Here is a 20342-nt window from a genome sequence, read left to right as displayed (position 1 = left end):
TGTGGAAATCGCCCGGATTTAGGCCCTGCTCGCTGAGACGCCAGATGACAAGAGGGATCCCGTTGGGCGAGAATTCCCGCGTCATCATGAGGGGAAAACAATGACAACAACCAATGAGATTGCAGAAAAGATCGCGACCGAACATGGCTTGACCAAAGTCCAGAGCAAGGCGGTTGTCGAGGCAGTCTTCGCCGCCGTCACCGCTGCCGCCACATCCGGCGCCGAAACATCGATCCCGGGCTTTGGCAAGTTCAAGGTCAAGGACACGCCTGAGCGCGAGGCGCGCAATCCGGCAACCGGTGCGACGATCAAGGTTGCTGCTGCGAAGAAGTTGTCCTTCGCGCCGGCCAAAGCTCTCAAGGACGCGCTGAACGGCTGATGCGCGTGGGAGGTTCGGGTGAACGAGGAAGGTCCGAAGACTGTTGAGGGCGTTACGGCCTCAACACGTCAGACCGATGCTTCCCGCGCTGCGCGCCACTTCGCAGTGGATAGCTGGCCGCCCCGGACCTTCAACGATTGCGGGTTGCGGCAGAACCGGCGGGCTGAGGCACTTGAGCGCTCTGGGACCCGCGGTGGCTTACGCCCGCCCCACGCGGTTCCCGACGATACATTCCCCACGAGGACAGGTCGCCGAGGGTAGATCCTTCCGTGACGTTTCTGCCGCGAGCGCCTGGTGGACGGCAGGTCCGTACGATCCGAAATAGAGCGAGGTGAGGACCGGCGAAAGGCTTTGACGGCCCATGTATCATCCAACTCGCGGGTTGGCCTTTCGAGCCCATTGCCGGATCGACGGCCGTCCTGGCGAGAAGCCAGATGGATGCGTGTGGCGCTTCCTCTGTTCTCCGCAAGCTTAACGGCTGGCTGGCGCACGACCATAGAGCAGGAGCATGAGTATGATCATCACGCCGTAGATGATCTGGCGCCCGGCCTCTGGCATCTGCGTGACGGAGAGGATTGACTGCAGGAGTGTGACGAGGATGACGCCGGCGACAGTGCCGAGATAGGATCCCCGGCCGCCCAGGATCGAGGTTCCGCCAAGAACAACAGCCGCTATGGCAGGAAGCAGATAGGCATCGCCCATCGATTGCGAGGCCTTGGAAGCGTAGCCTGCCAGCAGGACGCCGCCGAAGGCCGAGAGCCCGCCCGAGGCGGCGAAGGCGATCATCACGATGCGGCGGGTATTGATCCCGGAAAGATAGGCCGCCCGTTCGCGATTGCCTATGCCGTAGACGGCCCGCCCGAAGCCCATCCGGCGCAGCAGGAAGACCATCGCCGTGCCGACCAGCCCCCAGATGAAGACGACATTCGGGATGCCGGGGATCAAGGCGCCGGTGGAGAGATAGCGCATGGCCGCGGTGGCGGAATCCTGTGGCGAGAACCCGCCTGTGTAGACCACCATCACCCCTTGAGCGACGGCATTCGTCGCCAGCGTCACGATCATCGAGGGTATGCGCAGATATGCCACCCCGACGCCGTTGACGAGCCCGATGCCGATCCCGCAAAGGATTCCGAAAGGGATGGCAAGAGCAGTGCCGACCGGACCGTAGGCGGCAGCCGCGCAGGCCATCATGGCGCCCGTTGCAACGGTCCACGGTACGGAAAGGTCGATCTGCCCGAGCAGGATGACAAGCATCATGCCGGTGGCGATGATGCCGAGGAAGGATGCCACCTTCAATTGCTGCAGGAGATACTCCGGGGACAGGAAGCTGCGCGAATAGAAGCTGCCAAGGACAAGCAGCAGCAGGATGCAGCCGAACGCGGTGACCACCGCCGGATCGAGTTTGCGCAGGAAGTTCGGCTTGCGTCCGTATACGTGCGTCATCGCCGTCTCGCTCACAGGAACCACTCCAATCTATTGCGCACCCGGAAAAGGGCCAGAGCGCCGAGGCTGATGGCCGCAAGCAGGATCAGCCCCTGGAACAGCGGTTGCCAGAGCGGGTCGAGATCGAAAACGAACAAAAGGTCGCCGATCGTGCGGAACGCCAGCGCACCAAAGACGGCACCGATGGCGCTGCCCTTGCCGCCAAACAGCGAAACGCCCCCCAGCACCACTGCGGCAATCGAGAACAGCGTGTAGGCGTTACCGCTGGCGAAAGCCGCGTCACCGGTATACGTGAAAAAAGTGAGAAACAGCCCGCCGAGGGCGGCCACCAGGCCCGAAAGCGTATAGGCAAGCAGCTTGCCGCGCCGGATCGGCATGCCGGACATGTAGGCCGCCGTTTCGGAAGAACCGACGGCATAGGCCGCCCGGCCATAGACCGACCGGCTGAAGGGCACCCATATCAGCACAACCACCGCCGCGAGTGCCGCGAGGCTCGCCGGGACGACTCCGAATATCCGTCCCGTCAGGGCGTCCGCCAGACCCTCGTTAACGGAACCTCCCGGAAAAGGTCGCAACAACAGGGCGACACCGAAATAGATTGCCCCCGTCGCAATCGTCGCCACGATCGGCTGCAGCCGCCCATATATGACGATGGCTCCATTGATCGCGCCGCACACAGCCCCGACGACCAGGACGATAACGACGCCGAAGGTCGTTTCGAGCGGCGAGCCCACGACCAACCATGAGGCCAGGCAGTTGGTGAGAAGGAAGATCATGCCGACGGAGAGGTCAATTCCCGCGGTTATCACCACCATGGTTTGGGCCATCGCGACAAAGGCGAGCAGCACCCCCTTGTTGGCAGCCGTTTGAATAACGTTGGCTGTGAAACCAGCCGGATGGTTCGCCGTGTAGATGATGAACATCACCACGAAGATCGCAACCGCAGTCAGCGTGCCCCGGTGCTCGGCCAGTCGATACTGCCAGTCGTTCATTGCGCGGGCTCCTGATGGAATGGTTCCGCGGACGGCATGTTAAGCGCGCTCGCGATCAGGGTGCGCTCCGTTATCTCAGCTCCCACCAGTTCCCGCTTCACCGCCCCGTCATAAAGCACGAGGACCCGGTCGCAGCAGCCGATGAGCTCGGCATAGTCGGTCGAATAGAACAGGATGCCCGCGCCCGCGTCAGCCAGACGCCGCAAGAGCAGATAGATCTCCTGCTTGGTTCCAACGTCAATGCCGCGTGTCGGATCGTTGAGGAGGACGATGCGTGGCTGCCGCATCAGCCATTTCGCGATGACGACCTTCTGCTGGTTGCCGCCCGAAAGGGCGCCGACGGGCGCGTCAATATTCCCCGCCTTGATGGCGAGCAGCGTCATCATCTGATTGATGGCGCTCTCCTCTTTCGCGCTGTCGATGATCCCGCCGCGCGTCAGCCGGTCGAGCGACGCAAGCGAGAGATTGTCGCGCACCGTCATCGACAGCATCAGCCCCTCGGTCTTACGGTCCTCCGGGATGAGCGCCATGCCGATACCGTGGCGGCGCGCCTGCGCGGGGCTGCTGATGCTGATCGGGCTGCCGTCGACTAGGACCGTGCCACGCAGCCCGCGCAGGACCCCGAACAGCGCTAAAAGGAGATCACGCTGCCCCTGCCCGTCCAACCCGCCAAGACCGACGATTTCGCCCGAGCGGAGCGAAAACGAGATGTCGTGGAGCCGGTCCGCCCAGGACAGATTTCGGGTTTCAAGCACTGACGCAGTTTGTGCAAGCCGGTCCGGCTTAGGAGGGTAGACGCTGTGATACTCACGGCCGATCATCATCTCGATGACTTCGTCGTCACTCTTGGAGCCCGCCGCGTAGCTCGCGACCTTGCTGCCGTTGCGAAACACCGTGCAGTCGTCCGCAAGTTCCGCAATCTCGTTCATTCGATGCGAGATGTAGACAAGCGCCAGCCCTTCCGCACGCAATCGCTTCAGCACTGCAAAAACCTTCGAAACGTCGGCCGCAGTCAGCGCCGATGTCGCCTCGTCGAGGATGAGGATGCGCGGCTTGCGGGCCAGCGCCTTGGCAATCTCGACGATCTGCTTGCGCGACAGCGGCAGATCCTTGACCAGAGCCAGAGGATGGATGTCGACGGCACCGGCGCGCGCCAGCGCCTCCTCTGCCAGGCGCCTCTGGGCCTTGCGGTCGATCATGCCGAACCGCGTCGGCGGATTGGAAATGACGATATTGTCGGCAACGCTGAGTTCTGGGATCAACGACAACTCCTGGAAGACGCAGGCGATCCCGGCGGCGTTGGCGGCAGCCGGCGAAGCGAATTTCACCGGCTGTCCGTCGAGCGTCATCTGGCCCTCGTCCGCAGCCACGACGCCGGCCATGATCTTGATGAGCGTCGACTTTCCTGCACCGTTCTCGCCGAGAACGGCGTGGATGGCCCCAGCCCTGACCGACAGTCCGGCATTTTCAAGCGCGCGAACCCCACCATAGCGCTTCGATATCCCCTCCATGCGAAAGAGCGGGCCGCCATTTTCCATTGCTCTCTCCGGGAAACCGTTACGGACGACGGGCACTGCACAGCTGCGCAACGCCCGTTCCTGATCGACCTACTGGTTTTCCTTGCTCTGCTTCATGATTTCCTGGGCGGAGAAATTGATCCCGCAGGTAGGGAAGGAATTACCGACGAAGAAATTGTCGGATTCGGACTGGAAGTAGTCCTGGCCCTCCTTGAAATTCGGATCCTCGACAATGGCCAACGGCAACTTGACCGACTGCGGCACCACCTGTCCCTCGAGCGCGGCGATCGCCGTCTTGATGGCAACGGCCACCTGTGCGGGTCCGGTTCCGGCCGACGAGCATTTCAGGCCGTCTGCGGCATGTGCTGCACAGAACTTGCGAAACCCGTTTTCGGTTTCGCCGCCAAACGGCACGAACGGATGTTTGGCGTCGATCATCGCCTGGACAATGCCGGTATCGCCGCCCTGGCCGGTAATGCCGTCGAAGGGACCGCTGGTGGCGATCGCATCCGCCGTCACCTTCTGGGCCACCCCGTCATCCCATTTGCCCACGACCTCGATGACCTCGAAGTTCTTGCCCGACGCCTGGAGTCTCTCATGGATGCCGTTGTGCCGATCGGTGTCGACCGAAGTGCCCGCCACACCGCGCACCTCGAGTACCTTGCCGCCGTTCGGCAGGTGTTTGACGAGCCATTCGCCCCACAATTGGCCGAGCCCCTTCTGGTCGACGTTGACGTTGATCGCGTCCTGGGTGTCGAGGATATTGTCGAAGGCAACCAGCACCACGCCGGCTTCCTTCGCCCGCTTGATGACGGGCGCAAATGCCGTCGGGTTCTGGGCGTTGACGACGATGGCGTCATAGCCGGAATCGATGAAGTTGTTGATCGCCGAGATTTGGGCGGGCACGTCCTCACCCGTCGAAACGACCTTGAACTCCTTCAGCTTCGCCGCGACGTCGGGCTGGGCGGCATAGGCCTTTGCCGTCTGCACCATCTGGATACGCCAGGTATTGGCGATGTAGCCGTTGGCAAGCGCGATGCGGTACGGGCCTTCCTTTTTCGGAAACTTGAAGAATTTGGTGTCTGCCGACCAGGGCGCGAAACATTCCGGCTCCGCCGCGGGCCCTGAAACCACTTCCGGCTCCGCGTAGGCGGCCGATCCCAACATGAAAAAGGCAGTGGCAGCAACGATGCCGCCAGCGAGTGACTTCATCATCGACATTTCCTCCCATTGGCGCGCCACTGATTTTGTTCTCCGGTTCGAGAGGGAACTCCTTCCCCCGGAACGGCACGAACTTCTCTGGCACCGGCACGCTGGATGCCTGCTTTCACCATTGACGAGGCGCTCTGGTCTCCTCCCGAAAGCACCCCTGTCTCTTAATTAGGTAGCGCTACCACAAAAAATTGTAAAGTAACATTTGCGGATTACCGAGATCCGAAATCCCCAATTTTCAAGTGAAATTCGGCGACGTCGACACCGATGCAGGAAGGCTATTCCCTTCCGTGATGATAGCGCTATCATGCGATCAGCGGTCAGAGTGCGATCGTTGCCGCATGAGGGTACCCATGGCCGAGGATTTCCAGATCGTAGACCAGCGCTTTGCCAGCCTGGTCAACCACAGCGCCCGAGTGGAACAGCTCTATACGGGGTGTCGCTGGGCCGAAGGGCCGGCCTATTTCGCCGCCGGGCGCTATCTCGTCTGGTCGGATATCCCCAATGACCGGATGCTGCGTTATGACGAAACCGACGGGCATGTGAGCATCTTTCGCCAACCGTCGAACTTCGCGAACGGCAATACGACCGACCGGCATGGCCGTCTGGTGACCTGTGAGCACGGTGGCCGCCGTGTCAGCCGCACCGAACATGACGGGAGCATCACCACCGTCGCCGATCGCTGGAACGGCAAGCGGCTCAACTCGCCGAACGACGTCGTCGTGCGATCAGACGGGTCGATCTGGTTCACCGATCCCGCCTACGGCATCGAGTCCGATTACGAGGGCCACAAGGCCGAAAGCGAAATCGGCGCCTGCCACGTCTATCGTGTCGACCCGGCGACGGGCGCAGTTGCGGCCGTCATTACTGACATGGTGCGGCCGAATGGCCTCGCCTTTTCGCTTGACGAAAAAAAGCTCTACGTCGTCGACACCGGCCGGACGCATGGGCCCGACCTTCCTGCGCATATGCGCGTTTTCGATGTGAACGAGTCGGGCGCGATATCGGGCGGGCGGGTCTTTGCCGATTGCACCGTAGGCCTCTTTGACGGGTTCCGCCTGGACGACGAAGGGCGGATCTGGACAAGCGCCCGCGACGGCATCCATTGCTACCACCCGGACGGCGCCTTGCTCGGCAAGGTGAGAGTACCGGAAAACACCGCCAATTGCGTGTTCGGCGGGCCTAAGCGAAATATCCTCTACATCTGCGCGACCAGCTCGCTTTATGCCGTTCGGCTGATGGTCAACGGCGCAAAACTCGACTGAGGCAGGAGGCCAGCCATGCCGTTCTTGCGGATCACCATCGTGCGCGAGACCCTCGCCGACGATCCTGCGGCCAAGAGGGCGGCAATCAGCAGCCAGGTCACTGCGGCGATTGCCGAGGCAACCGGATTGTCCGAGCGCGAAATCTCCGTCGTCTTCGATGAGGTGGACGCAAGGAACTGGTATGTCGGCCGCACCGATGTCGGGACCCTGCGCTCGCGCAGCCAGAAGGAGTCGACGTGAAGGACGACATCACTTCCAAAGACCAGAGCCGGAAGGCAAGCCGACGCGGCAGTGGGAGACCGACCATAGCCGACGTCGCAAAACTGGCAGGGGTCGCCGCGATTACCGTGTCGCGCGCGCTACGCGATCCCTCGCTGGTTTCGGCCGAACTGCGCGCGGGGATCGATACGGCGGTGGTCCAGCTCGGCTATGCGCCCGACCCCAATGCGCGCGCGCTCGCCTCCTCCCGAGCCGATGTGATCGGTGTTCTCGTGCCGTCACTGACAAACATCGTCTTCGCCGACACGGTGAGAGGCATCTATGACGAGCTCGGCGACGGTCCGTTGCAGATACAGATGGGCAACACCCACTATTCGCCCCGGGAAGAGGAACGGCTGATCCGGATGTTTTTGAGCCAGCGGCCATCGGCGCTGATCGTGTCCGGCATCGACCAGACCGAAACGACCCGCAAACTGCTCGAGAGCGCGGATTGCCCTATCGTGCAGATCATGGAGTATGGCGACGATCCGGTCGATATGCTGGTCGGGTTCTCCCACTTCGATGGCGGCAAGGCGGCGACCAACCATCTGATCGAGGCTGGATATCGCCGTATAGGCTTCATCGGCGCGCGAATGGATCCTCGCTCGCAGCGTCGCCTCGCCGGTTACCGCTCGGCTCTGGAGACCGCTCAGCTCTTTGATCCCAAGCTGGTAACCACCACGCTGACGCCTTCACGCGTATCGCTCGGCGGGCCGCTCCTGGCCGATGCGCTTGCCAAGGTCGCCGATCTTGACGCGGTCTTCTGCAACAATGATGACCTTGCCATGGGCGTGCTGTTCGAATGCCAGCGGGCGGGCATCGCCGTGCCGCGCAGCATGGCAATCTGTGGCTTCAACGATCTCGACATGATGCACGTCGCCTATCCGTCGCTCACCAGCGTACGCACGCCGCGCTATGAAATCGGCCGGCGCTCGGTGCAGATGGTGCTGGATCGACTTGCCGGCCGGCCAATTGAATCGCCGATCGTCGACTTGGGCTTCGAGCTTCAGGTTCGCGAAAGTACGCCGCACATCACGTGATCGCGGTAGACTATCGGGGGATCGGCCTTTCCAGCGGATCGGCTCCGGTGACCATAGATGAAATGGCCCGCGACGCGATGGACATGATCGGCAAGCTGGGATTTGGCACGGTTGAGCTGATGGGCTTTTTGCTGGGCGGCTTCGTCGCACAGGATATCGCACTGAAAGCCCCCGGTCGGGTACGCAAGCTGATCTTGACCGGCACTGGCCCGGCCGGTGGAGCCGGAATTGCAAGGGTGGGGGCAGTGTCCTGGCCACTGATCATCAAGGGCATGCTGACGCTGCGCGACCCGAAAACCTATCTGTTCTTCACCTCGACCCCCAATGGTCGCCGCGCAGCCAATGACTTTTTGGCGCGTCTGAAAGAGCGCAAGCTGGATCGCGGCAAAGGTCCGACACCCCGTGCCTTCCTGCGCCAGCTTTCCGCTATTCAGGCCTGGGGCCGCCAGGCGTCGCAGGATCTGGGCCGGATCCGTATTCCTGTTCTTGTGGCCAATGGCGATAATGACATCATGGTGCCCACATTCAACAGTCGCGACATGGCCCGGCGCATTCCAGATGCTGAATTGGTGATCTACGAAGACGCTGGCCACGGCGGGATCTTCCAATACCACGCTGAGTTTGCACCGAAAGCCTCGGCTTTTTTGGCTGCCTGACCTGATAAAAGTTTCACACTGGAGAAAGCCCGTGAAAGCCTTCGTCGTCGACAAATATAAGAAGAAGGGCGCGTTGCGTCTGGCCGACATGCCCGATCCCCGGATGGGCGCGGACGATGTTCTGGTGCGTATTCAGGCCACCGCGGTCAACCTTCTGGATTCTAAGGTGCGGGACGGCGAATTCAAGCTGTTCCTGCCGTATCGTCCGCCCTTCGTTCTAGGCCACGATCTGGCGGGAACGGTTGTAAGCGTCGGCGTGAATGTGCGGCAATTCAAAGCGGGGGATGAGGTTTACGCCCGTCCGCGCGATCACCGGGCTGGCACATTTGCAGAGTTCATTGCGGTTGATGCCGCCGACGTGGCGCTGAAACCGGCGAGCCTTTCCATGGAGCAAGCCGCATCGATCCCGCTGGTTGGACTGACCGCCTGGCAGGCGCTGGTCGAGGTGGGCAAGGTCAAGCCCGGCCAGAAAGTGTTCATTCAGGCCGGTTCCGGCGGGGTTGGGACCTTTGCCATTCAGCTTGCCAAGCATCTTGGCGCCACTGTGGCCACCACGACCAGTGCGGCGAATATTGACCTGGTCAAAAGCCTCGGCGCTGATGTGGTGATCGACTACAAGACGCAGGATTTCGAACAGGTGCTGTCCGGCTATGATCTGGTGCTGAACAGCCAGGATGCCAAGACGCTGGCAAAATCGCTGAACGTGCTGAAACCGGGTGGAAAGCTGATCTCAATCTCCGGCCCTCCGGATGTTCCCTTTGCTAGATCTCTGGGGCTGAGCCTGTTCCTGCGCTTTGTGACGCGCATGCTGAGCCGGGGCGTCCTGAAGAAGGCGAAAAGCCGAGGCGTCGAGTATTCCTTCCTGTTCATGCGGGCAGAAGGACAGCAGTTGGCCCAGATCGCCAAGCTGATCGACTCCGGTGTGATCCGTTCGGTCGTGGACGAGGTGTTTCCCTTTGCTCAAACGGCGGAGGCCTTGGCCTATGTCGAGACCGGACGCGCCAAGGGAAAGGTCGTGGTCACCTTCAAGAGCTAGGTCTATGCCTGCTGCCGGTTATGGGATTTCGCTGTGGCGCAGGGGCCTCTTCTCACCAATCTCGGCATATTTGTGTGAGACAACAAAACGACGAGCGCAGTTGACAACTGCCTCAGTGGTTCAGTTCATCAAATACGACGAACATGGGCAAAAGGTGAACAAGCTGGTCTGGGATGACCACCTTCTGAATCCCATGGAGGTTATCGAGGCGATTTGGCAGGAGGTACCTGATTTCAAAGAGTCCTACGAACTGCCCGACGGACTCTCTCGTCAGAATGTGCCGGCGTTTGACGAAGTGGTGGTGCGCGAACTGTTGGTCAATGCCCTAGTTCGCTGGCCCTATACGCAACGAAGCGACACATTCCTGAACTTGCACCCGGATCGACTGGAGGTCGTGAATCCGGGGTTGCTTTTCTCGGCGTCACCGCACAGAACGTGCTGCACACCACCGTGCGCCGCAACGAGTATTTGGCTCGACTTTTCCACGATCTCAGGCTGATGGAGCGGGAAGGCAGCGGTTACGATAAGATTTATGAGGTGCTGCTGTCTCATGGTCGCCCGGCGCCGAACTGGTCGATGGTCACGATCGAGTGCAAGTGGCCGGCCCAACGCTCGGGCGCTTCCGTAGGCTAATCCCAGAACGGCAACGCGCCCAAGAGCAGCACCAAGATGGGGCGGCCACAATTCAGAGCTCCGCGGTCCGACGCTGGTCTAACACCAAGTTATTTGAGATATTGAGTACGGTAGGTCGCCCGATCTGCCCAATCATCGAGGGAGGATGTACTATGCCACTGTTCATAACCACAGGGTGCTATACAGCCACGTCAGCGAAGGGAATGATTGATAGTCCATCGAACCGAGAAAAGGCAGCCCGTGACATCATGGAAGCAGCGGGCGGAAAACTGCATTCCTTCTACGTCACGACCGGCGAAACCGATTGGATGGCCATCACGGAATTCGACGATGGCGCTGACCTGGTCCCCGCACTTCTCGTCGTTGGCGCATCGGGAGCCGTCTCGAATGTCAAAACCGTGCGAGCCTACACGGGCGCGGAATTCAAGGCTGCGCAAGAGAAGGCGGGCAAAATCGCATCTTCCTACAGGCCCCCGGCAAAATAAGCAGACCACTGGTTGAAACGTCTCTGGCAGCGGACCGAACCTCCGCTGCCAGAAACGATGTGTTGGCGCGCGATGCGGCCGCGATGGAGCGCACGGTCAGTTCGATCGCGGCATGCGCCCGCGACCTGCTCATTTCGCTGGGAGCATCTTCTTCGTGATCGCGAGGAGGTCGCGGCAAAGGCGCGGGCGAGAACGGCTATCCGGTTCGCATAACCGCCAACCATCCGGCTCATGTGCAGAATCGAGCCGTGAACGAAAGCCTGCCCATGACGATCGTCGACCAGCGGAGGGGCATTCGCGGTGCGGCCAGTTGTGGGACGGTTCAGACATATCTCGGGACTCTTTCTGTTGAGTTCCGCGATGTCCCGTCCTAAAACTGATCGCGCAAAGCCGAGCCTTAATCTGTTTCCCGTTCGCCTCAACGAGGAACCGACGATGCAAACGATACTCGTGTCCCGCCTGCCAACCGGCGTAAAATCCCTGCGTCCCGCGCCAACCGCAATTTCAAGCCGACGCCATCTGCTATCGCAGGGCGCGTGGAGCCGATGGATATGATGTGCTGCTGATTTCGGGGAAGAGCACCGGGTGCTGGGGCATCCCAAAGGGGCACTTGGAAACCGGAGAAACGACCAAGGACGCAGCTGCTCGTGAAGCATTTGAAGAGGCGGGCGTCGTTGGAGTTCCCACAGAACACTCAGTGGGTGGACTTACGTACTACAAGGATAGCAGCGCTCTAGTCCATCGGGTTCGCGTACACCTGATTGCCGTGCGCTCGATCGCTTCTGATTACCCGGAAAGGAGTGTCCGCTCGAACCGTTGGGTGCCGGCTTCAATTGCGGCGTAGGAAGTGGGGCAGCCCGGACTTCGGAAGCTCCTTGTCCGCATATTGGGATGACTGGTCTCGGGAACTTCAGGCGCGCCCGCATCATTTCCAGTCGATCCATTATGCAATCTTCTCACCCTAGACGTCGGCGTCCTGCCAACATGGCAGCCCTCTTCCTTGCCGCCAATGCAGACTCTCCCCCCCGTCACCGTACCCGGAGGCGCAGATCATGCGCTCGCGACGATCGAAATGTTTTGACAAAGGCCTCCGCCATCCCGTTCGACTGCGGGCTGCGCACCGGCGTCGAGCACGGCTCCATGCCGATGTCGCAGAGCAAGGATTTGGTGTCCTTGGCGATGAAGCAGGAGCCGTTGTCGGTGAGCCATTCGATAGGCTGCGGCAACATGTTGATGCGGCCAAAGCGGTTCTCGACAGCCGTGATCACGAGGTCCTGCACATCCTGGCTCTTGATGCCTTCCGTGGTGGCGATATAGGCGATTGCCTCCCGACCGCAGCAATCGAGAGCGAAGGCAACACGGACCTTCTCCTTGTTGTCACAGCCGATCTCGAAACCATCGGAGCACCATCTGGTGTTCGAGCGGGAGACGGCGACCTGGCCGTCGTGAAGACGATCATCGACGGCTCCGGTTGTCGCACGAGCAGTAAATTGTGCAGCTTCATGACCCGGTAGACGCGCTTGGCACTGTTTTCGGGCATGCGCAGGATGGCATGGACCCGGCGATAGCCGTAGGTGGGCATGTCGGCGATGACGGCCTTGATATCTTCCACCAGCTCCCGATCCGGGAGTGGCGGGCGTCCTACTTGTCGACCGGTGCAAAATGCCATTCCCATACGTCGCAGGCTGTTGCCGCGGGGCAATCTTGTTGCTGGTAAAGCTAAGTACGGTGCATTTACTCGGACGGCGCAGTTCCGGCACGCTCACGTTGCCAGCGAGCGTGATCAGAGGCGCTAAACTCTTGCTCCTCATGAGTGTCCGTCTCGATGATAACCCTGCGGTTATTTTCGTCTGGACCGCCAGCTTTAGCGATGGCGTCAATCAGCTCTCCGTAATTTCGAAACTCTTCTTGCCGTTCAGCATCCTTGGTCCAGTGCCACAACGGCCAGCGACCATCAGACATGAGATACCGAGGGACTCCACTTGCACGAAGATACGAGCGAGCCCGATAGGTAGTTTTTTTCGGCTGACAACGGTTCATCGGCGACACCTCTCTAGTGAAGCGAAAGCCTAAGGATAGCGCTAGTTGCCTCGCTCAGGAAGCACACAGGATGCAGACACTGTTCTAACGTATGCACAGGAGCGCGCCCGGATCTCCAGAGCAGGTAGCTTAGGCCTCATCAGCAGTCCCGGTTTGCGAAATTGCAATAAGGGCTGCAGCTTATTTGTCTTCTTCCCGTGTCAACAATTCCTTGAATAAAGCTTTCTTCTCAGGATCGGTCTCCTTCGAAATCAGTTCATTGAACTTCTCGATGTTCGCTCTCGCTATAAAGACTTTGAACATGCTCTTCACCTGCGTGGTAAAGCTCGATCACAGCGTCCTAGGCGGCCGTATCGCCAATCCGGCCGCTAGTTGGGTGGGGCGGTGGCGCATGTTCGAGAGCGTATCTAGCCTTGGCTTTTGGGCACGCCGGTTTTCCGAAGGCCTGCCCGATCCCTGCCATATCGTGTCGCTGCAACTTGGGTGTCGGCGATCGAAGCTTCCCCTAGTGCTGATGGAATGCGGGCGGTACCGAACCACAGAGCGCATTCGAGAAGGGAGGCTTCATCCGTGTTCCCAAACCGATACTCATCGGCGATGAAGCTTGCTAGTCGGTCGGCGTGTCTACTGAGACGTGGAATGCGAGCCTTGGCGCGGGCCGTTTCGAAGACCCTTCGTATCAAAGCAAGATCGTGGGGACCAAGATGTTGGATCGCGAGTTTGGGCGGTATATGCACTGACACCTCCTATGAAAGAAGCGGGGTGCGCGCCATATCGGGCTTCGAGGAATGCTCAAAAGGTGAACGTGCGATTGCGCCACCTTCATTCTCCCACCGATTGATGGCTTCCGTTTTGGTTTGGGTAGGAGTCTGACTTTGTCCGCCTGGCGCGTCGCCTCGCTTACGAAGAGCGGCGGTCAGTTGCGCCTTGGTCAGGACGCCCCTCTGAATAGGATCCGTCAGGAATCGCGCCGCAGCAAGCTTTTCGCCGCGTTCATCTTTCTCTTTTGCTTCGGAATAACCAGCGGCTTTTAGTATTTCCACCAAAAGACTGATGTCTTCGGAGTCTAGATATTGATCTGGATTTCTGGAAGACATGCGGTCCTCCTTCGCATGGGGAGGCAGGCGAAGCGCGGGCCAGCCTCCATGCAATCGCTGGCAATGATGCGCGCAATGTTTCCCCTGTTCCATAGGCTCCCGGTAGTAGGTTGCCGGAGCTCGCAACTTTTCCGCAATGCCGACGCCGTGGCAAACAAGGGACTGAGCGCATGGGAGCGGGAAAATGGGAGGTGAATTTCGGTTAAGCAGGTGTCATTTCTGAACGGGCATCCGCGGGCGTCGCACTTATCTCGGTCGAGCTTGTTGGCATTGACGGCGTGTCGCAGCGTTGCAAAATTGCCAACGTCGGCCGGTCTCTCGATGGGACCCGGTCTCAACGATTTTGGCCTCTCCTTCGAAGAAGCCAAGGAACTGACGCAGTTTCAGACGGATCAAGCCGAGATCGGAAGCGCCAAGACTGCAACCGCCGTCGCTCGGTGCATGATAGTAAGTACCGTACGATCAATTCGCTCTTTGGATCTTGCCAAGTGCGTGTGCCGCGGTGGTGCAGCTGTGCATGCGGATCGACCGCGAAGTTGGGCACGGAAAGCATCGAGGCCCTGTTGAATGGCCAAGCCGAACTGGGCTTCCGGTTGCCATTTCGAGAAACATCGACCGTCGGTACTTCGCATGATCGCCCGGTTTGCCTCCGCCGCGCAGAACCTGAAGAAGAACGAGGACGGCAGTGTCGATCTCTATGTCGGGCCCAAGGCGCCCGAGGGCTGGAGAACAACTGGATCGAGACGATCCCGGAGAAGGCGTGGTTTGCGAGAGCCCGGTGCTTACAGTATCGGGCTGCCTTGACGGGCGTCGGGTGACGGCCTCTTCACGTTGCATCCGCACCTAATGATGCATGAAGGGGAATGCGGCGGAGTCGTGGGCGCACCAAAAGATGCGGTGGCGTCGCTACGAATCCCACTGCCGCTGGCAAAGGGAAGAGGCTGAGGCCCACCCTCTGGCCGCGAGCAGCACCGGAAGCACGTGTTGCGTGCGGAGGTGAATTCCGCCGATCGACAGCGTGGTGACGTGGCACTGTGAATTGCCGCCTGATCCTTTAAATCGATTCCTATCCAAGGAATCATCCAGTAGACCATCATGCAAAGATGGAGGCTACGACCCTGCGGTGCATCGATTGAGTTGGGATGCCAGGTTTTTCGCGCGCCCCGCCGTCGAGGTGGCGGCGGACCTGATCGGCGCCGAATTCGCGGTGTCCGGCGTCGGCGGAATTATTGTCGAGACCGAGGCATATCTGCCCGATGACGCCGCGTCGCACAGCTTCGCCGGCGCCACCGACCGAAATCGAGCGATGTTCGGTCCGCCGGCGCACACCTATGTTTATCTCTCCTATGGCCTCCATTGGTGTCTCAACTTCGTTTGCTTGCCCGGCAGCGCCGTCTTGATCCGCGCGATCGAGCCGAAGTGGGGCATCGAGGCGATGCAAGCGCGGAGGGGTGTTCGTAAGGACAGGCTCTTGTGCTCCGGGCCGGGACGCCTCGGCCAGGCGCTGGCGATCAATAGAGCGCAGGATGGCCTGCCGCTTTGGCAGGAGCCGTTTCACCTCCACCTACCGGCTCAGCGTCCGCCGATCTCCAGCGGTATCCGTGTGGGAGTTACGAAGGCGGTGGAACACCCGTGGCGTTTCGGGCTCGCCAACTCGCCCTTCGTCAGCCGTAAATTCTAGCGCGGAAACGCCTGCGCCGTTTTTAGCCTAATCCCGAGGCTCGACTTGTCGGAATCGATCGCGTTCAATGACTCTCGGGCCCCGACCCAGAATCATCGTGATCTCGATAGCCAATCAGTGGAGGCGACCAAATGACGAAATCAAATGTGGGCTTCATCGGGCTCGGGCTGATGGGTCAGGGCATGGCGGCGAATATCCTGAAGAAGGGCTCGCCGCTTTGCGTGATGGCGCATCGCAATCGCGCGCCGGTCGACGCGCTGGTCGCCGAGGGCGCGACGGAGGCAGCAACACCGCGCGATATGGCCGAGCGTTGCGACATCATCATCCTTTGCGTAACCGGCTCGCCGGAAGTCCTCTCGGTGATTGAAGGCCCGGACGGCATCGCTTCCGCCGGCAAGCCGCTCACCATCGTCGATTGTTCGACCTCCGATCCCTCCGTCACCACAAAACTCGCTGCGAACCTCGCCGGCAAGGCTATTACCCTCATCGATGCGCCGCTCAGCCGTACCCCGGCGGACGCCGCCGCCGGTACGCTCGATGTGATGGTCGGCGGCGCGGACGAGGACGTGCGCCGTGTCTGGCCCGTGCTCGAATGCTTCGCCGGCAGAATCGTCCACACAGGCCCAACCGGCACCGGTCACACGATGAAGCTGCTCAACAACTTTCTCTCGATGGGCTATGCGGCGCTCTATTCCGAGGCGCTGATGCTCGGACGCAAGGCGGGGCTCACCCCGGAAGTCTTCGACAGCGTCATCCGAGGGGGCCGCATGGATTGCCCCTTCTATCAGACGTTCTTCCGCTGGGTGCTGGAGCGTGACCCGAACGCCCACAAGTTCGCAATCCGCAACGGCTTCAAGGACATGAGCTATCTCGCCGGCTTCGCCAATGCGAGCGGCGTCGCGAACCCGATCGGGGCCGCAGTCAGGAATTCCTTCGCCCAGGCGGTCGCAGCTGGTCGCGGCGAGGAATACGTGCCGATGCTGTCGGATTTCGTCGCCGAGGCGAACGGCATCAAGTGAGAGGCGGCTGTTAACGGCGCGGCTTTTTACGGCATCAACATCCCGGCGCATAACGCTGGCGAAACGCATGATTGCCGTGAGCTCGGTGTCGATGGCATCGTCGATCCATTCATCCGGTGCGTCCGGGCTCCTGCTGCGCAAGATGCCGTTGAAGCGCATGGCCAAGCCACGCATTATGGCGAACACTCGAGAGCCCTGCTTCAATGCATTGACCTTTCTGGCCTGACGATCTGTCAGCAGGCCGCGCGGTTTTATACACAAAGCTGCTGCCACAACAGACGAGATCATATGGCCCGTGTTAGGATCGCGAACGGGTTCTGAAACATCCATCTCCGGAGGCGGCCCGTCGGGTTGAATGTTTTCGACGTCACTCCACACTTTCAACAGGCGCTCCAGATTGGAGCGGCTGCCCGTGTAACCGCGGTTCTTGATATCGTAAAACAGATGGCTTCCTACCCGGTTTCCATCTTTCCAGCATTCAGCCAGAAAAGCTTCGAAATACAGTGGCGATGTCGGATTCAATGCCGCCCGATTCCTGTCTCGAGGTGCATTAGAAGTAAGCCAATTCGCGATGCTGCGGCGCTCGTTTCCGGTCCGCCTTGCAATCTCGCTGTAGGTGAGGCCCTGCTGCCGCAAAGCTTGAAACGTGTCGAATATTTCCTGACGAGATTGCCTGTGCGCCAAGCGGGCACGGCGCTGTTGTGACCTGGCGCTGGCGATAGCATCTTCAGAGAGAATGGGTCTAACATTGGCGTGACCGTAGACGCTCATCTGTTCCTTGATTGCCTCCCTGAGATTTTGGACCAGATGAAAACGGTCAGCCACCTGGCGGGCCTGCGGGGCGCCCTCTCGGGCTGCCTGAGCATACAAACCACAGCGATCTCGGCTCACGACCTCGATCGTCGGACGCTCTTGCAACCAAGATTTTGCGCTCTCGACGCTGCGGTCCTCCAAAACATCGACGACCGAATGACGCTCAAGATCGACCATGATCGTCCCGTACAGGCGCTTATTGATTCTATTCTCAGAGGTTGGCGGCTGCCGAAGTTTTTACTTCGTGGCGTTGAGTACGTCGCCAATCTCCTACGAGGTGGTCGATGGCCAGCAGCGCTTGTCAGCCATTTTCGAGTTTCTATCCGATGAGATTGAGCTCTTCCGGACGACATCTCGGACAAGGTCGACGATTTCGAGATCGACTTCGATGAAATTGAAGATGCCTCGGATGAGGAACTGATGATCTTCTTTCAACGGCTTCAAAGTGGCCTCCAGCTCAATTCAAGCGAGCGTCTGAACGCGATAAACAGCAAGCTAAAGGCGTTCTGCAAAAAAATGTCGAAGCACAAATTTTTCACTGACAAAGTTGCGTTTGAAGACAAGCGCTAGGCCCACTTCGACGTCGTGGCGTTGCAACGCACAATCGGTGCGATCGAAACGAGCGACAAGCGGCATGGAGTGATCTTCCAGGGTCGCCGTCACCTCGGCGCTGTCTGACGCCAAGCCGCGATGGGCATTTTCTTTGCCACGCCCCTGTCAATCGTGAGCACGCTGTCGAAGAAATCGACGCCACTTGCTGATCGGATCGGCGAAACGTCATGCATGACGGCGATCACAGTCGCCTCCGGGCAATGATCCAGGATCGCCTGGTAGAATGCGTGAACTGCCTGAGTGTCAAGCGCGCTCGTGGCCTCGTCGAGAAAGAGGAGGCCCGGCCGCAACAAAAGGATCCTGGCAAGGACGAGCTTCTGCTTCTGGCCTCCCGATAGAAGTAGATCCCAGCTTTGACCGTCGCGGCCATCCTTGGGGAGTTCATCGATGAATTCGCCGAGCCCCGCCTCGTGCAACGCCACCGCGACACGCGTATCCGGATAATCGCTCGCCGGGTCCGGAAGGCAAACCAACTCCTTCAAGGACACCGCCTGAAGCTTGACGTCCTGGGCGGCATAGAGGGTTCTGATGTTTCTTGGAGTTGCGACAGTGCCACGGCCGTGCGCCCAAAGACCGTTTATCGCTTTGATAAGCGAGGTCTTGCCGCTCCCTGACTCGCCGACGACCAAGGTCCACTCGCCGGGCAGGAACTGAAGTCTGTCCGCCGTCAGAAATGGAAGCTCGGTCCCCGCGTGCAGGAGGCCGATCTGCTCAACAGTCAGGCCGAGCGCCGGGTCCTGCTTGGTATATTGGAATTCGTAAAGGCCTGTTTGCGCATAAAACGCCTCGGGTCGCTGAACGGTTTCGATCGCGTTCGCGAGATCGGTTATGCGCCGAGCGTTCGCCCTCAGCGTCGCAATGTCGGGCATCACATGTATGAACCACGAGCATTCGTTGATCAATGCAGTCGCCAGTTCAGCACCCGTAACGTAGTGCTGCAGGCTGACCTTGTTGTCCATGTAGGGGAGCAGGCCGGGTGCATAGGCGACAATCCGCGAGCCAATGAAATTATGGACCAGTTCGAACCCCATGTAGCCGGCAGTCACCCGATTCAGGCTGGCCCAGGTTTGATCAATGTCGAGATATCGGCGCTTGTTGACGACGTTCTGGGCTCTTTCTCCATGGAGGACGGCAACATGGAAGCTGCGGTGCAGGAGAGCGTTCAATTCGGTGCGGTAGCTTCCCTCCGCCCATTGCATGCGTACCGACAGGTGTTGGAGAACCCCACCAAGCTTGGCGGCAATGACGGTGTTGAGCGGCACATAAATCGCGACGGCCACGAAAGCCAAGCAGGCACTTCCATAGCTGCCCAGGAACTCAAGCCCTCTGACGTCGCTCGACATCTCAATAAGCTTGCTGCCGATAAAACCAAGCGACAGCACGACTCCTGCAATGCCCATCGCCAGCCCGATTGCGCCGCCGGTCAAGCCTTTAATCGACTCCTGGACACGCTGGTCGATATTGTCCGGCGCTGGGACAGCGGACCCGGACGCATCGGAGCCCATTTGCAGAAGATGGAAATGCGTATGGTTGCTGTCGAGCAAAGCTTCGTTGAAGCGTCGGTCGAGCCACGCGCGCCATTTGCGGTGCAGCGTGGTCGAGAAGAAATGGCGGACAGCGGTGAAACACACGTCCCTCATGATCGCGATCGCGGCAAGCGTTGCCGCTGTTGTCAACAATTCCACGGGCGTGGTGGGTGCAGCGGGATGGTGGAAATAGGCGATCCGGTTGATCAACTCGCCCGAAGTGACAGCGAACCAGACGCTGGCCTGGGCGGAAAATGCCGTGAGAACAAGGATGGCGAACGTTAGCCCCCAAGCCTCGCGCCAGCTTTCGGAAAACCAATAGGCGCGCATAAGGCCCCAGAAGCCGCGCATCGAAGAAACAGGGCTTGTGTGGCTGCCTGCCTCGCGGAAGAGTAGCCGTTTGACAAATGCGCCTATCTGCCAAGCACGACTTCGCATCGCGGCTGCATCTCTCCGTAACCCACGAAAGGAATTTTGGAGTACGTGTCGGAGTTGTCAACTCAACACAGCTGAGGCGCGAGCAAGGCCAGCAGTCGCTGGCTGGGAGCCTGCGCCGAACTAACTTAAAATCGCTTCTCGGCCCGTAACATTGTCCATACTGATGGCGAAAAAAACGGGAAGGTACCCCGGTGGCCTGG

Annotated in this window: 18 protein-coding genes and 4 pseudogenes; 13 read left to right on the top strand and 9 right to left on the bottom strand. The window is 59.9% G+C overall.

What is annotated here, in order from left to right; translation table 11 throughout:
- Nucleotides 1-25: 25 nt before the first annotated feature.
- Nucleotides 26-379 (top strand): HU family DNA-binding protein, encoded by a 354-nt coding sequence (locus ACTJKE_RS33110; RefSeq protein WP_440693623.1) that lies wholly within the window; start codon nt 26-28, stop codon nt 377-379.
- A gap of 471 nt (nt 380-850) precedes the next feature.
- Here ACTJKE_RS33110 and ACTJKE_RS33105 read toward each other — a convergent pair whose 3' ends face one another.
- The 4 genes from ACTJKE_RS33105 to ACTJKE_RS33090 all read right to left on the bottom strand — a co-directional run bounded on the left by ACTJKE_RS33105 (nt 851) and on the right by ACTJKE_RS33090 (nt 5546).
- The gene (locus ACTJKE_RS33105) at nt 851-1822 is read right to left on the bottom strand and encodes an ABC transporter permease (RefSeq protein WP_440693611.1); all 972 of its coding nucleotides are present in this window, start codon (nt 1820-1822) and stop codon (nt 851-853) included.
- A gap of 11 nt (nt 1823-1833) precedes the next feature.
- On the bottom strand, nt 1834-2814 hold the full coding sequence (locus tag ACTJKE_RS33100) for an ABC transporter permease (RefSeq protein WP_058329903.1): 981 nt from the start codon (nt 2812-2814) through the stop codon (nt 1834-1836).
- The gene (locus tag ACTJKE_RS33095; protein WP_058329904.1) at nt 2811-4352 is read right to left on the bottom strand and encodes a sugar ABC transporter ATP-binding protein; all 1542 of its coding nucleotides are present in this window, start codon (nt 4350-4352) and stop codon (nt 2811-2813) included. Before ACTJKE_RS33095 ends, ACTJKE_RS33100 begins: the two co-directional genes overlap by 4 nt.
- Nucleotides 4353-4421: 69 nt before the next feature.
- Nucleotides 4422-5546, bottom strand: a complete 1125-nt coding sequence (locus ACTJKE_RS33090; protein ID WP_058329907.1) for a sugar ABC transporter substrate-binding protein — start codon at nt 5544-5546, stop codon at nt 4422-4424.
- 350 nt (nt 5547-5896) lie between these two features.
- Here ACTJKE_RS33090 and ACTJKE_RS33085 point away from each other — a divergent pair, with 350 nt between their 5' ends.
- The 9 genes and pseudogenes from ACTJKE_RS33085 to ACTJKE_RS33045 all read left to right on the top strand — a co-directional run bounded on the left by ACTJKE_RS33085 (nt 5897) and on the right by ACTJKE_RS33045 (nt 11760).
- Nucleotides 5897-6808 carry an SMP-30/gluconolactonase/LRE family protein gene (locus tag ACTJKE_RS33085; protein ID WP_440693609.1) on the top strand — a complete coding sequence of 304 codons (912 nt, stop codon included), beginning with the start codon at nt 5897-5899 and terminating at the stop codon, nt 6806-6808.
- 15 nt (nt 6809-6823) lie between these two features.
- Nucleotides 6824-7048, top strand: coding sequence for a tautomerase family protein (locus ACTJKE_RS33080; RefSeq protein ID WP_058329906.1), 225 nt, complete (start codon nt 6824-6826; stop codon nt 7046-7048).
- Nucleotides 7045-8106: a LacI family DNA-binding transcriptional regulator gene (locus tag ACTJKE_RS33075; RefSeq protein WP_440693607.1), complete on the top strand. Its 1062-nt coding sequence runs from the start codon at nt 7045-7047 to the stop codon at nt 8104-8106. The genes ACTJKE_RS33080 and ACTJKE_RS33075 overlap by 4 nt, the downstream gene beginning before the upstream one ends.
- Nucleotides 8097-8762 (top strand): annotated as a pseudogene (locus ACTJKE_RS33070) (alpha/beta fold hydrolase); the annotation flags it as partial. The gene ACTJKE_RS33075 and the pseudogene ACTJKE_RS33070, both read left to right, overlap by 10 nt.
- 31 nt (nt 8763-8793) lie before the next feature.
- Nucleotides 8794-9798: an NADP-dependent oxidoreductase gene (locus ACTJKE_RS33065; protein ID WP_440693605.1), complete on the top strand. Its 1005-nt coding sequence runs from the start codon at nt 8794-8796 to the stop codon at nt 9796-9798.
- Nucleotides 9799-9802: 4 nt separating this feature from the next.
- The gene (locus ACTJKE_RS33060; RefSeq protein ID WP_440693625.1) at nt 9803-10297 is read left to right on the top strand and encodes a hypothetical protein; all 495 of its coding nucleotides are present in this window, start codon (nt 9803-9805) and stop codon (nt 10295-10297) included.
- Nucleotides 10234-10431 carry an ATP-binding protein gene (locus ACTJKE_RS33055; protein ID WP_058325857.1) on the top strand — a complete coding sequence of 66 codons (198 nt, stop codon included), beginning with the start codon at nt 10234-10236 and terminating at the stop codon, nt 10429-10431. Before ACTJKE_RS33060 ends, ACTJKE_RS33055 begins: the two co-directional genes overlap by 64 nt.
- Nucleotides 10432-10583: 152 nt before the next feature.
- On the top strand, nt 10584-10916 hold the full coding sequence (locus ACTJKE_RS33050; protein WP_058325856.1) for a GYD domain-containing protein: 333 nt from the start codon (nt 10584-10586) through the stop codon (nt 10914-10916).
- Nucleotides 10917-11433: 517 nt separating this feature from the next.
- The gene (locus tag ACTJKE_RS33045; RefSeq protein ID WP_082663400.1) at nt 11434-11760 is read left to right on the top strand and encodes an NUDIX domain-containing protein; all 327 of its coding nucleotides are present in this window, start codon (nt 11434-11436) and stop codon (nt 11758-11760) included.
- A 223-nt stretch (nt 11761-11983) separates the two neighbouring features.
- Here the strand turns inward: ACTJKE_RS33045 and ACTJKE_RS33040 are convergent.
- From ACTJKE_RS33040 to ACTJKE_RS33030, 3 genes and pseudogenes are all read right to left on the bottom strand, one after another.
- Nucleotides 11984-12567 (bottom strand): annotated as a pseudogene (locus ACTJKE_RS33040) (DDE-type integrase/transposase/recombinase); the annotation flags it as partial.
- 83 nt (nt 12568-12650) lie between these two features.
- Complete coding sequence (locus ACTJKE_RS33035) at nt 12651-12878, bottom strand: hypothetical protein (protein WP_156436776.1); 228 nt, start codon at nt 12876-12878, stop codon at nt 12651-12653.
- Nucleotides 12879-13702: 824 nt separating this feature from the next.
- Entirely contained in the window at nt 13703-14053 is a 351-nt protein-coding gene (locus ACTJKE_RS33030; protein ID WP_082663398.1) for a hypothetical protein, read from the bottom strand.
- 215 nt (nt 14054-14268) lie between these two features.
- On the opposite strand from ACTJKE_RS33030, the pseudogene ACTJKE_RS33025 reads away from it, so the two are divergent.
- The 3 genes and pseudogenes from ACTJKE_RS33025 to ACTJKE_RS33015 all read left to right on the top strand — a co-directional run.
- A pseudogene (locus tag ACTJKE_RS33025) lies at nt 14269-14673 on the top strand (hypothetical protein); the annotation flags it as partial.
- A gap of 503 nt (nt 14674-15176) precedes the next feature.
- A complete protein-coding gene (locus ACTJKE_RS33020; RefSeq protein ID WP_112948558.1) occupies nt 15177-15734 on the top strand; it encodes a DNA-3-methyladenine glycosylase in 558 nt (185 codons plus the stop codon).
- 131 nt (nt 15735-15865) lie between these two features.
- Nucleotides 15866-16753, top strand: coding sequence for an NAD(P)-dependent oxidoreductase (locus ACTJKE_RS33015; protein ID WP_058325160.1), 888 nt, complete (start codon nt 15866-15868; stop codon nt 16751-16753).
- Between the two features lie 21 nt (nt 16754-16774).
- On the opposite strand, the pseudogene ACTJKE_RS33010 reads toward ACTJKE_RS33015, so the two are convergent.
- Nucleotides 16775-17755: pseudogene (locus tag ACTJKE_RS33010) on the bottom strand (transposase); the annotation flags it as partial.
- A gap of 470 nt (nt 17756-18225) precedes the next feature.
- Nucleotides 18226-20055 carry an ABC transporter ATP-binding protein/permease gene (locus ACTJKE_RS33005; protein ID WP_440693621.1) on the bottom strand — a complete coding sequence of 610 codons (1830 nt, stop codon included), beginning with the start codon at nt 20053-20055 and terminating at the stop codon, nt 18226-18228.
- Nucleotides 20056-20342 lie beyond the last annotated feature (287 nt).

It is taken from the genome of Ensifer sp. 22521 (assembly GCF_052044795.1).
GTDB lineage: Bacteria > Pseudomonadota > Alphaproteobacteria > Rhizobiales > Rhizobiaceae > Ensifer.
This window is presented reverse-complemented; position numbering and strand designations above follow the sequence as displayed.